Raw genomic sequence first — 12,407 nt, 5'->3', positions numbered from 1 at the left:
CGGTCAAGGAGTCGGTTAAATTTTGATCGTCTAACCCCGGAGCTGCTATAACCTTACGGTATAAGTATCCCGGAGCATCAGAGGAGAGAGCGTTTCTTGCGGCGGGCAGGGTGGACGATGGCTGCCTTGACGACATTATCCTTGATCTGCAGAACCTCGATCCGGTGACCGGAGACCTTAAGGCAGACGTTGGTTTCCGGGATGTTTTCCAGGGTTTCGGTGATCAGTCCGTTCAGGGTTTTGGGGCCATCCGTGGGCATCTTCCAGCCCAGTGTCTTGTTGATGGTCCTGAGCGCCGTGGCGCCATCAATAATAAAGGTGCCGTCGTCCTGCGGGATGATGTCGGGGCTGGTCGCGGCGTAATCTGTGGTGAATTCACCCACGATTTCTTCAAGGATGTCCTCAAGAGTGGCCAGGCCCCGCACGTCGCCATACTCATCCACCACTACCCCGAACCGGCGCTTGCCTTTCTGGAAATTGATCAGTTGGGTATTCAGTGGCGTGCTTTCCGGAATGAAGTAGGGTTCCTGGCACAGCTGCATCAACATTGCCTTGTTCAGGTCTTCCTGCAACAGCAGCTTTGACGCGCTGCGGAGGTGGAGAATACCCCGGATATTGTTGATGTCGCCCTTGTAGACCGGCAGCCGGGTGTGCTGGCTGCTGCGGAGCTGGCGCAGGATGGTGTCCATTTCATCGTCGAGATCGATACCGACCACGTCGTTACGGGGCACCATGATGTCGTTCACAGTGACGTTCTCCAGATCCAGGATGCCCACCAGCATGTCTTTGTGCTTGGCGGGAATCAGCGCGCCGGCTTCATTGACTACGGTGCGCAGCTCTTCGCGGCTCAGGTGGTCGTTGGCAGCGTCGTGGGGAGAAATGCCGAGAATCTTGAGGATGGCTCCGGTGAACAGGTTGACCGCCCAGACCAGCGGATAGAGGATCTTGAGCAGCGGTCCGAGAATGTGACTGGCCGGAAAAGCGATTTTTTCAGGGAAGAGTGCCGCCAGGGTTTTCGGGGTTACCTCGGCAAAAATCAGGATAACCAGCGTGAGCAGCAGCGTGGCGATGGCTATGCCCGCATCCCCCCAGATGCGAATGGCGATGACAGTCGCTATGGAGGACGCCAGGATGTTGACGAAGTTGTTGCCAATGAGGATGACGCCGATCAGTTGATCGGTTCTCTGCAGAAGGCCCTGGGCGCGCTTGGCGCCCTTGTGGCCGGTTTTCGCCATGTGCTTCAGGCGGTACCGGTTCAGGGACATCATCCCGGTTTCAGAGCTGGAGAAGAAAGCGGACAGCACAATAAGCCCGACCAGTACGCTAAAAAGTACCGTTAGCGACGTTTCATTCATTGATGGAATACCAGCTCAAGTGCGAATTTACTACCGTAGAACGCCAGCATCAGCAGCGCGCAGCCCGCTAGGGTCCAGCGGCTGGCGGTAATGCCGCGCCAGCCCTTGGTGTAGCGGCCAATCAGCAGAGCCACAAAAACCACCAGGGATAACAGCGAAAAGAGCGTTTTGTGGGCCAGGTCCTGGGCAAACAGGTCCTCCACGAACAGCGCGCCGGTGACGATCGCCAGAATGAGCATGACCACCCCTGCCCAAACCATTTCAAACAGCAGGGATTCCATGGTTTGCAGTGGCGGCAGGTTGCGAACCAGGATGCTGTTGTAGTTGTGCTTGAGCTGACGGTTCTGGAAGTAAAAAAGGGTCGCCTGAATGGCGGCCAGGGTGAACAGGCTGTAGGCTGTCACCGATAGCGCGATATGGGAAAGCATGCCATAGCTGTCTTCCGGTACCAGGCGGGAAGGGGTATGGGTAATCAGTGACAGGATGATTGTGAGCCCGGCCAGGGGGTAAGCTCCCAGGAACAGGCTTTGCACAGGCTTGCGCAGACTCAGCCCGAGCAGGAGGAAGACGATCAGCCAGGATATCAGTACTGAACTCTGGAAAAAGCTGAAATCAAAGGCAGTATCCTGATGCACCGTCTGGGCAATCAGCAGGCCGTGGCCGGTCAGTGCCAGAATGCCAATCAGCATGGTGATGGCTACATTGGTATGCACTCGCCCCCTGAAGCTGAGTGCTTGCAGGGCGGTACCAATGCTATACAGAAAAAGAGAGGTGACCGCGAGAATCAGCGTTCCCATGACTTCCTTTAACCACTGTCTGACTGGGGATCGGTGCGGTTAGTCACCGATTTGACCGGGTTGGTCGTTTCAGGGCGATAGTCTGGTTATAATGTCGCGATTATGCAACAGGAATCAAGGAGCCGGGTTCCGGCTTTGTGGTTTGTGCACTCAATTTATCCGGGGTACGGAAGAGCAACATGTTTGAAAACCTCCAAGACCGACTTTCCGGTAGCCTGCGCAAAATTTCCGGCCAGGCGCGGCTTACCGATGACAATATCAAGGACACGCTGCGCGAAGTGCGAAAGGCGCTGCTGGAGGCAGACGTTGCCCTGCCGGTGGTCAAGGACTTCATAGAAGGTGTCCGCCAACGCGCCGTCGGCCAGGAAGTGCAGCGCAGTCTTACGCCGGGCCAGGTGTTCGTAAAGGTCGTCCAGCAGGAACTTGAGCGGGTCATGGGTGAGGGCAATGAATCCCTCAACCTGTCTGTGCAGCCGCCGGCGGTCATTATGATGGCTGGCCTGCAGGGTGCGGGTAAAACCACAACGGTGGCCAAGCTCTCCCGATTGCTCAAGGAGCGCCAGAAAAAATCGGTGATGGTGGTCAGTGCCGACATCTACCGCCCTGCCGCTATCCGGCAGCTGGAAACTCTGGCCGGTGAGGTCGGGGTGGAGTTTTTCCCCAGTTCCTCGGATCAGGATCCGGTGGACATTGCCGAAGGCGCCATAGCAGCAGCCCGTAAAAAGCATATAGATGTAGTGATCCTGGATACGGCCGGTCGCTTGCATGTGGATGAGCAGATGATGGGCGAGATCGGGCGGCTGCATAAGGCGGTCAACCCGGTGGAAACCCTGTTCGTGGTCGATGCCATGACCGGTCAGGACGCTGCCAATACCGCCAAGGCCTTTAATGATGCCTTGCCGCTGACCGGTGTGGTGCTGACCAAGACCGATGGCGATGCCCGTGGCGGTGCTGCGCTTTCCGTGCGTCACATTACCGGTAAGCCCATCAAGTTCCTTGGTATTGGTGAAAAGTCCGATGCCCTTGAGCCCTTCTATCCGGATCGGGTGGCTTCGCGGATTCTGGGGATGGGGGATGTGCTCTCCCTTATAGAAGAGGCTGAGCGCAAGCTGGACCAGAAGAAGGCCCAGAAGCTGACCAAGAAGATCAAGAAGGGCAAGAGTTTCGATCTTGAGGACTTCCGTGATCAGCTGCAGCAAATGAAAAGCATGGGCGGTGTCGCCGGGCTGATGGATAAACTGCCGGGCATGGGGCAGATGGCGCAAGTGGCCCAGCAGCAGGTGAATGACAAGTCCATGGGGCAGATGGAGGCCATCATCTGCTCCATGACGCCGAAAGAGCGTCGTTACCCGGATGTCATCAACAACTCCCGCAAGCGCCGTATAGCGACCGGGTCCGGCACCCAGATTCAGGATGTGAATCGTCTGCTCAAGCAGCACAAGCAGATGCAGAAAATGATGAAGAAATTCGGTAAAAAAGGCGGTATGGCCAATATGATGCGGGGCCTGGGCGGCATGATGCCTCCGGGTGGAGGCGGTGGCGGTATGCCGCCATATGGCCGTATGTAGAAAGCCGTACGCAGAAAACCGGGTTTCACTGTGTTTCCCTGTTTTCATTGGCGCTTTTTTAGCATAGAATAGCGCCCCTTTCGAGTATGGGTCTTCACGCCGGCCAGTTCTGGCGGGTGTGAATCGTACAAAGTTCGTACAACAGAACAGGATATTGGTTAAATGGTAACAATCCGTTTGGCTCGCGGCGGCTCAAAGAAGCGCCCGTTCTATCACCTGACAGTCACCGACAGCCGCAAATCCCGCGACGGTCGTTTTATTGAGCGTGTTGGCTTCTTCAACCCGGTTGCCCGTGGTCAGGAAGAGCGTCTGCGCGTTGATCGTGATCGTGTTGAGTTCTGGCTGGGCCAGGGTGCTCAGGCCACCGATCGCGTTGCCCAGCTGCTGAAAGGCGCTGAGTAATTACGCTTTAATACCGGGGTTGATGGCATGACACAGGATTCGCAGGAAACTGTGATTGGCCGGATTACCTCGGTGTTTGGGGTTAAGGGATGGCTTAAGGTTTATTCCTACACAGACCCCAGGGACGGAATACTGAACTACCGTGACTGGACTCTGGTCCTCAACGGTAAGCGTATTCCGGCCAGGCTTGAGGAAGGTCGCCGCCAGGGGCAGGGGATCGTCGTCAGGCTGAAAGGTGTTAATGATCGTGATCTGGCGCACACATACTGCGGTGCAGAGGTCAAGGTTCCGACCGCTGAGCTGCCGGCGCTTCCCGAAGGGGAGTACTACTGGCACCAGCTTGAGGGGCTTGACGTCTTCACTGTTGAGGATGAGTGCCTGGGTGTGCTGGATCACATGATCGAGACAGGCTCCAACGACGTTCTGGTGGTGAAGTCCAATCAGGCTTCCATCGACCAGCGTGAGCGGCTGATTCCCTATCTTCCGGATCAGGTGGTTCGGGAAGTGGATCTGGCCGCGAAGCGCATGGTTGTTGACTGGGATCCGGAGTTCTGAGGGTGTGGATTGGCGCAGTCAGTCTGTTCCCGGAAATGTTCAGTGCGGTCACTGATTATGGCATTACCGGCAGGGCGGTTCGTGATGGTCTTCTGACCTTCAAGAGCTGGAACCCGCGGGAATTTACCCATGATCGTCACCGCACGGTGGATGACCGGCCTTATGGTGGTGGTCCTGGCATGCTGATGAAAATGCAGCCTCTGCGGGATGCGATCCATGCGGCCAGGGAATCGGCACCCGGCAAAGCCTGTGTTGTTTATCTCTCACCCCAGGGTGAGACCCTGAATCAGTCTGTTGTTGAGTCCCTTGCGGCGGAAGAACGGTTGATTCTGGTGGCGGGCCGTTACGAGGGTGTCGACGAGCGCCTGATATCGGCGGAAGTCGATCGGGAAGTGTCGCTGGGGGATTTTGTCCTGTCCGGCGGCGAGTTGGCAGCCATGGCTGTCATTGATGCGGTTACGCGCCTCATCCCCGGAGCGCTGGGTCATGCGCAGTCGGCAGAGCAGGATTCCTTTGCCGACGGTTTGCTGGATTGTCCGCACTACACCCGGCCCGAGGTTTACGAAGGTCAGGCGGTGCCGGATGTTTTGTTAGGCGGTCACCATGATCAGATCCGGCGTTGGCGGCTCAAGCAGTCGCTGAGGCGAACCCGGGAGCGACGCCCCGACCTGCTGGAAAAGCGGGTACTGACGGACGAAGAGCGTGAGCTGCTGGAAGAGATTTTGAACGAACCGGGTGCCTCTGAATCATCAGGGCATTAAAAGATTGGGTATCAGGAGCATACGATGAGCGGCAAGAACAACATCATCAGTCAACTTGAAGCAGAACAGATGACCAAGGAAATCCCTGCGTTCGCGCCGGGTGACACCGTGGTTATCCAGGTTCGCGTAACTGAAGGCAACCGTGAGCGTCTGCAGGCGTTCGAAGGCGTTGTTATCGGTAAGCGTAACCGTGGCATGAACTCTTCCTTCACTGTTCGTAAGATTTCTTACGGTGTGGGTGTTGAGCGTACTTTCCAGACTCACTCCAAGCTGATCGACAGCATCAGCGTGAAGCGTCGTGGTGACGTACGTCAGGCCAAGCTTTACTACCTGCGCGACCTGTCTGGTAAGGCAGCTCGTATCAAGGAGAAGCTGGGCTGATCAGCCTTGCGCTGAACAGAGTGCTTCAGAAAAAGGCAGCCGCGGGCTGCCTTTTTCGTGTCTGGCTGTTATAAACAGGGTTTTAGTCATTGGTCCGGGAAGTAAGTATGGTGTCTCAACGCAGATCCCGTAAGGAGCTTCGGCCCGATGATGAGGCGCTGATTGCGCGTTTCACCGATGCTATCTGGCTGGAAGATGGCCTGGGCGATAAAACCCGTATGGCTTACCGTAATGATCTGGAGGGTCTGGCAGCCTGGCTGGTGGATCAGCCGGGGCGACCGCTTCTGGTGGCGGTGAAGCGGATGGATCTTCTCGCGTGGATCTCCCGGGGGTTGGCGGAGGGCGCCAAGACTTCTACGGCAGCGCGCAGGCTGTCGGGGTTGCGGCGCTTCTATCGTTATCTGCTGCGAGAGGGGGTTATCAGTGAAGATCCCACGTTGCAGATTGACAGCCCGCGTCTGCCCCGCAGGCTTCCGGATTCGTTGTCGGAACGGGATGTTGATGCCCTGCTGGACGAGCCAGATCCGGAAATCCCCATAGAATTGCGCGACAAGGCGATGATGGAAATTCTCTATGGGTGTGGGTTGAGGGTTTCGGAATTGACGGAGTTGCGAGTGGATCAGGTCAACCTGCGCCAGGGCGTGGCTCGGATCACTGGCAAGGGAAACAAAGAGCGTCTGGTTCCGCTTGGTGAAGAGGCGGTGGACTGGCTGCTGCGCTACATGAAAGAAGGGCGCGCGGAATTGTTGAAAGGACGAACCTCGGATGCACTGTTCCCGGGTAACCGGCCTGTGGCAATGACACGGCAAACCTTCTGGCATCGTATCCGTCATTACGCCATGCGTGCCGGCATTAACAAGCACCTGTCTCCGCACACACTGAGGCACGCCTTTGCGACGCACCTGCTGAACCACGGTGCAGACCTGCGAGTGGTTCAGATGCTGTTGGGGCACTCCGATCTCTCGACCACGCAGATCTATACCCATGTGGCCCGCCAGCGCCTGCAGTCCCTGCATCAGGCTCACCACCCGCGTGGCTGAGGGGCATTCTTTCCGGTAACTTTGATAACCTTGGAGCCGCGCCTGAACTTTCACGCCGCCAGGGTGTCGCAGTAGATTAACTGAACCCGACCCGGGGACGCGCCGGGTTTGAACCACAACTGAAAGCGGAAGACATTATGTTTGCCAGAAAACTGTTTACATCCTCCCTGGTGGTCGCCCTGATGATGGCGGGGTTGATCGGCATGCACACTGCGGTGGCCGGCGAGGTGGAGGACCAGATTTCCGAGCGGCTGACCAAGGCCATTCCAGGGCTGAGGGTGAGTGAGGTTCGAGAGTCTGAAGCTCCGGGGCTTTATGAGGTGTACAGCAATAATGGCGACACTATTTATACCACCGAGGATGGCGGTTACCTGCTAACGGGTGATCTGCTTCAGGTAACCGATAAAGGCATTGCCAATGTGTCGGAAAGGAATCGGGCCATTGTCCGCAAACAGCAGATGGAAGCGTTTGGTGCCAGGGGAGTGATCAGTTATCGTGCCGACGGCGAAGAGAAGGCTGAGATTGCCGTGTTTACCGATATCGACTGCCCTTATTGCCGCAAGTTGCATGACGAGATGGCCCAGCTCAACGAATACGGTATTACCGTGCACTATTATGGGTTCCCCCGTTCGGGGCCGAATACCCGGTCGTTCAACAAATACGTTTCGGTATGGTGCAGTGACGATCAGCAGGCGGCCATGGATATGGCCAAAGCCGGCAAACAGGTTGATGCGCAATCCTGCGAGAATCCTGTCAGGGATCAGTTCAATCTGGGCGGAGAAGTTGGGGTAACCGGCACGCCGGCTATTGTGCTGGAAGATGGCAACATGGTGCGTGGATACGTCCCCGCGCAGAAATTGGCCGAAGGGCTTGGCCTGCTGTAACCCTGCGGATGCCGGGGCCTCACCGGCGCCCCCGACTGAATAAGTCCGAGCAGTGACGCAGGGCTTATTCAGTGTGCCCTTAATCGGTATACTATGCCCTCTTGAGATAACCCCAAGAAAACCCATCAGCACCCCCAAGCGGGATCAGAGGTGAAAGTTTGAAAGACGTCAGTGTCGGAATCTGCGGATTGGGAACCGTCGGCGGCGGTACATTTAACGTACTGACCCGAAACGCCAAACTCATTACGGGCCGTGCCGGCTGCAATATCCGGATTGGCCGGGTGGCTAGCCGTACCCCCCGGGAAGATATTGATATGGGCGGTATTCCGTTCAGCACCGACATTTTCGACGTCATCAACGACCCCGATATTGATGTTGTGGTGGAGTTGATTGGTGGATATGACGCTGCCCGGGAACTGGTGCTGGCTGCCATCAGGAATGGCAAGCATGTGGTGACGGCCAACAAGGCCCTGATCGCGGTCCACGGTAACGAGATCTTTGAGGCGGCAGAAAAAGCCGGCGTTATCGTTGCCTATGAGGCCGGCGTGGCGGGCGGTATTCCGGTGATCAAATCGGTTCGCGAGGGCATGGCTGCCAACCGCATCGACTGGATTGCCGGCATCATCAACGGTACTGGCAACTACATTCTTACCGAGATGCGCGCAGGCCGCGAATTCGCGGAAGTGCTCAAGGAGGCCCAGGACCTGGGTTACGCCGAAGCCGACCCCACGTTTGACGTGGAAGGTATTGATGCCGCACATAAGCTGACCATCCTGGCTTCGGCCGGTTTTGGTGTGCCGCTGCAATTCGAAAAAGCCTACACCGAGGGCATCTCGCAGATCACGCCTTACGACATTGCCCATGCGGAGCTGCTGGGTTATCGCATCAAACACCTTGGCATTGCCCGTCGTCGTGATGACGGTATCGAGCTGCGTGTGCATCCGACCCTGGTGCCACGGAGCCACCTGATTGCCCAGGTCGATGGCGTTCTCAACGCGGTACTGGTGGACGGCGACGCGGTTGGTCAGACCATGTATTACGGTCCGGGGGCCGGCGACGAGGCGACGGCCTCCGCAGTGATCGCTGATATCGTGGATGTGGCCCGCACGGTCGCAGCCGGAAGCTCCCAGCGGGTGCCCTACCTCGGCTTTGATCCGTCCGCGCTGGAAGAACTCAATGTCTTGCCGATGGAAGACATTCAGTCGGCGTACTATCTGCGCATCACCGCCATGGACCATCCCGGTGTGCTGGCCAAGGTGGCCTCGATTCTCAGCGAGCATGGCATCAACATAGAGTCGATCATGCAGAAGGAGTCGGAGCTGAAAGATGGCCGCATTCCGGTGATCATCCTGACCCACACGGTTCAGGAGCGCCAGGTAAACCGCGCCATTGAAGAACTGGAAGCCCTGACGGACATCGATGGTCAGGTTGTTCGCATCCGCGCCGAAAACTTCAACTGACAGGTACGCACGTGAGATACATCAGTACACGGGGGGAAGCTCCCGCTCTGGGTTTTGAAGACGTTCTGCTGACCGGGCTGGCCACCGATGGTGGCCTGTATGTGCCCGAATCCCTGCCGCACTTCAGCGTGGAAGAAATTCGCAGCTGGCGTGGCCTGTCCTACAGCGAGCTGGCGTTCAACGTCATGTACCCGTTCGTGGACGACGCCATTCCGGCTGATGATTTCCGCAAGATGCTGGACGAGACCTATAGCGTGTTTGCCCATCAGTCGGTTGCCCCGCTGGTTCAGCTCGATACCAATGAATGGGTGTTGGAGCTGTTCCGCGGTCCGACCTTGGCGTTCAAGGATTTCGCCCTGCAGCTGCTGGGCCGTCTGCTGGATTACGTGCTGGAGAAACGCAAGCAGCACGTGGTTATCATGGGGGCAACCTCGGGTGATACCGGTTCCGCGGCGATTGAAGGCTGCCGTCGTTGCGAGCACGTGGATATCTTCATCCTGCATCCGCACGAGCGGGTGTCCGAAGTGCAGCGTCGCCAGATGACCACGGTCAAGGGCGACAATATCCACAACATAGCGGTGCGCGGCAACTTTGATGACTGCCAGCGTATGGTGAAGGAGAGCTTCGGCAACCAGTCGTTCCTGGGTGGCAAGACCCAGCTGGCTGCGGTGAACTCCATCAACTGGGCGCGGATCATGGCCCAGATCGTCTATTACTTCCAGGCGTCGCTGGCGCTGGGCGGTCCCGATCGCAGCATGGCGTTCTCGGTGCCTACCGGTAATTTCGGTGACATTTTTGCCGGTTACCTGGCGAAGAAAATGGGCCTGCCGATCTCCCAACTGGTGATCGCCACCAACCGTAACGACATTCTTCATCGCTTCATGAGCGGCAACAAGTACGAACAGCACCAGCTCGAACATACCCTGTCGCCGAGCATGGATATCATGGTATCCAGCAATTTCGAGCGCCTGCTGTTCGATCTGCACGGTCGTGACGGCGCGGCGGTCAAGCTGCTTCTGGAGAATGCCGCCAAGGGGCCGGTCAGTATCGAGGAATACCGTTGGAAGCATGCTCGCAAGTTGTTTGACAGTGACGCGGTGGACGACAAGACCACCTGCGATACTATTCGCGAGATCTACGAGCAGAACGAATACCTGCTGGATCCCCACACCGCCATCGGTGTGCGTGCCGCCCGTAACTGTCGCCGTGACAAGGCCGTGCCGATGGTGACCCTGGGTACGGCCCACCCGGCCAAGTTCCCGGATGCCATCGCGGAATCCGGCCTGGCCGTCAAGCCCGAATTGCCGGCGCACATGGCGGACCTGTTCGAGCGGGAAGAGCGCTACACGGTGCTGGATAACAACATCGCGGGCGTTCAGGAATTCATCGCCAAACACTGGAAGAATACCTGATCCGGTATGACACCCAAAAAGATCCTGCGTCGCCCCCAGCCCGACACCCTTCCGGGCTGGGGTCAAAATCTGCCCCCCTTGCTTCGCCGTTTATACGCCGCACGCGGCGTCACTTCCGATGAGCAGCTGACTTATACCCTGAAGCACCTGGCCTCGCCGCTGGAGCTGCGCGGTATTGACCGGGCGGTGGAGCTGTTGTCTGAAGCGATCACCGGCCAGCAGCGGGTGATGATTCTGGGGGATTTTGACGCTGACGGTGCCACCAGCACCGCTGTCGCCATGTTGGGATTGTCCATGCTTGGTCTGAAAAGCGTCGACTTCCGCGTGCCCAGCCGGTTTGCTGACGGCTATGGCCTGACCCCGGGCATCATTCATCGCCTGAAGGATGAGGGCGAGCTACCGGACCTGATGGTCACGGTGGATAATGGTATTTCCGCCGTTGAGGGTGTCAGGGCGGCAAAAGAACTGGGCATCCGGGTGGTCATCACCGACCATCACCTGGCCGGCGAGACGTTGCCAGATGCCGACGCCATCGTGAATCCCAATCAGCCGGGTTGCCCGTTCCTCAGCAAGAATGCCGCCGGTGTGGGCGTGATGTTTTACGTACTGACGGCGTTGCGCAAACACTTGCGGGAGCAGGGCAGACTGCCGGAGCCGCAGCCCAATCTTGGCACCCTGCTGGATCTGGTGGCGCTGGGCACCGTGGCCGATGTTGTGCCACTGGACCACAATAACCGGATATTCGTAGAGCAGGGCCTGCGCCGGATACGTCAGGGCGAGGCCCGCCCGGGTATTCTGGCGCTGCTGGAAGTGGCAGGCCGTGATCACACCGCCATCAGTTCCACCGACCTTGGCTTCGTCGTCGGCCCCCGCCTCAACGCTGCCGGCCGGCTCGATGACATGAGCATCGGCATCGCCTGCCTGCTGGCCGACAGCCCCGACGAGGCCCAGAGGCTGGCCAGAGAGCTGGACACCTTCAACCGCGAACGCCGCACCATCGAAAAAGACATGAAAGCCCAGGCCCAGGACCTGCTGGCGTCCATGTCCCTGGATCTGGAGGGGTTGCCCTGGGGGCTGGCGCTGTATGACCCGGAGTGGCATCAGGGCGTCATCGGCATTCTCGCCGCGCGAATCCGCGAGCAAACCAACCGTCCGACAATAGCGTTTGCCGCGGACGACAACGGCGAAGACGTCAAAGGCTCCGCCCGCTCCATCCCCGGCCTGCACATCCGCGACGCCCTGGCGGTAGTGGACTCGCGCAATCCCGGCCTGATGAAAAAATACGGCGGCCACGCCATGGCTGCCGGCATGACCCTGGCCAGGGAAGATCTGGACACCTTCTGCGAGGCTTTCGATCAAGCCGTGCGGGATACGCTAACGCCGGAAGACCTGGAAGCCGCCATCGTCACCGACGGCCCGCTGAACAGCCAGGAGCTGTGCCTCGACACCGCTACCCTGCTCAAGAGAGCCGGTCCCTGGGGGCAGCACTTTCCCGAGCCGCTGTTCGATGGCGAATTCCGTGTGGTCAGCCAGCGCATCGTCGGCGAAAACCACCTGAAACTGGTGCTGCAGCCCGCTGATGGCAGCGGGATTGTTGATGGCATTGCGTTCAACACCGGGCCGGAAGTGCCCGACTACACTAAAACCGGGGCCAGAGTGGTTTACAAGCCGGATGCCAATACGTTCAGGGGAAGAACCAACCTGCAGTTGTTGGTGGATTACCTTGAACCACTGAATTCCTGATCTAGGGCTGGCAAACAGGCCTGCCGGTATCGGGGTGGGGGTCGCTTTT

The 12,407-nt window shown here is 58.1% G+C and carries 12 protein-coding genes; 10 read left to right on the top strand and 2 right to left on the bottom strand.

The window, feature by feature from the left end:
• Positions 1-77: 77 nt before the first annotated feature.
• Positions 78-1,355, bottom strand: a complete 1,278-nt coding sequence (locus ACJO3M_RS14520) for an HlyC/CorC family transporter (RefSeq protein WP_407002107.1) — start codon at positions 1,353-1,355, stop codon at positions 78-80.
• Complete coding sequence (locus ACJO3M_RS14515) at positions 1,352-2,152, bottom strand: cytochrome C assembly family protein (RefSeq protein WP_407002106.1); 801 nt, start codon at positions 2,150-2,152, stop codon at positions 1,352-1,354. Before ACJO3M_RS14515 ends, ACJO3M_RS14520 begins: the two co-directional genes overlap by 4 nt.
• A gap of 179 nt (positions 2,153-2,331) precedes the next feature.
• On the opposite strand from ACJO3M_RS14515, the gene ffh reads away from it, so the two are divergent.
• The 10 genes from ffh to recJ all read left to right on the top strand — a co-directional run bounded on the left by ffh (position 2,332) and on the right by recJ (position 12,358).
• Positions 2,332-3,720, top strand: coding sequence for a signal recognition particle protein (ffh, locus tag ACJO3M_RS14510; protein ID WP_407002105.1), 1,389 nt, complete (start codon positions 2,332-2,334; stop codon positions 3,718-3,720).
• Between the two features lie 162 nt (positions 3,721-3,882).
• Positions 3,883-4,122 carry a 30S ribosomal protein S16 gene (rpsP, locus tag ACJO3M_RS14505; protein ID WP_012138828.1) on the top strand — a complete coding sequence of 80 codons (240 nt, stop codon included), beginning with the start codon at positions 3,883-3,885 and terminating at the stop codon, positions 4,120-4,122.
• A gap of 27 nt (positions 4,123-4,149) precedes the next feature.
• Entirely contained in the window at positions 4,150-4,677 is a 528-nt protein-coding gene (gene rimM / locus ACJO3M_RS14500) for a ribosome maturation factor RimM (RefSeq protein ID WP_407002104.1), read from the top strand.
• A 2-nt stretch (positions 4,678-4,679) separates the two neighbouring features.
• Positions 4,680-5,438 carry a tRNA (guanosine(37)-N1)-methyltransferase TrmD gene (gene trmD, locus ACJO3M_RS14495; RefSeq protein WP_407002103.1) on the top strand — a complete coding sequence of 253 codons (759 nt, stop codon included), beginning with the start codon at positions 4,680-4,682 and terminating at the stop codon, positions 5,436-5,438.
• A 24-nt stretch (positions 5,439-5,462) separates the two neighbouring features.
• The gene (gene rplS / locus ACJO3M_RS14490) at positions 5,463-5,819 is read left to right on the top strand and encodes a 50S ribosomal protein L19 (protein ID WP_127330945.1); all 357 of its coding nucleotides are present in this window, start codon (positions 5,463-5,465) and stop codon (positions 5,817-5,819) included.
• Positions 5,820-5,926: 107 nt separating this feature from the next.
• Positions 5,927-6,859: a site-specific tyrosine recombinase XerD gene (xerD, locus tag ACJO3M_RS14485; protein ID WP_407002102.1), complete on the top strand. Its 933-nt coding sequence runs from the start codon at positions 5,927-5,929 to the stop codon at positions 6,857-6,859.
• Between the two features lie 182 nt (positions 6,860-7,041).
• A complete protein-coding gene (locus ACJO3M_RS14480; RefSeq protein WP_407002137.1) occupies positions 7,042-7,743 on the top strand; it encodes a thioredoxin fold domain-containing protein in 702 nt (233 codons plus the stop codon).
• A 158-nt stretch (positions 7,744-7,901) separates the two neighbouring features.
• Positions 7,902-9,203, top strand: coding sequence for a homoserine dehydrogenase (locus ACJO3M_RS14475; RefSeq protein ID WP_407002101.1), 1,302 nt, complete (start codon positions 7,902-7,904; stop codon positions 9,201-9,203).
• Positions 9,204-9,214: 11 nt separating this feature from the next.
• Positions 9,215-10,615 carry a threonine synthase gene (gene thrC / locus ACJO3M_RS14470; protein ID WP_407002100.1) on the top strand — a complete coding sequence of 467 codons (1,401 nt, stop codon included), beginning with the start codon at positions 9,215-9,217 and terminating at the stop codon, positions 10,613-10,615.
• Between the two features lie 6 nt (positions 10,616-10,621).
• On the top strand, positions 10,622-12,358 hold the full coding sequence (gene recJ, locus ACJO3M_RS14465) for a single-stranded-DNA-specific exonuclease RecJ (RefSeq protein ID WP_407002099.1): 1,737 nt from the start codon (positions 10,622-10,624) through the stop codon (positions 12,356-12,358).
• Positions 12,359-12,407 lie beyond the last annotated feature (49 nt).

This window comes from Marinobacter alkalisoli (genome assembly GCF_045449795.1).
Classification (GTDB): Bacteria; Pseudomonadota; Gammaproteobacteria; order Pseudomonadales; family Oleiphilaceae; genus Marinobacter.
Note: the sequence above shows the minus strand (reverse complement) of the source record. Positions and strands in the feature narration are given on the sequence as shown.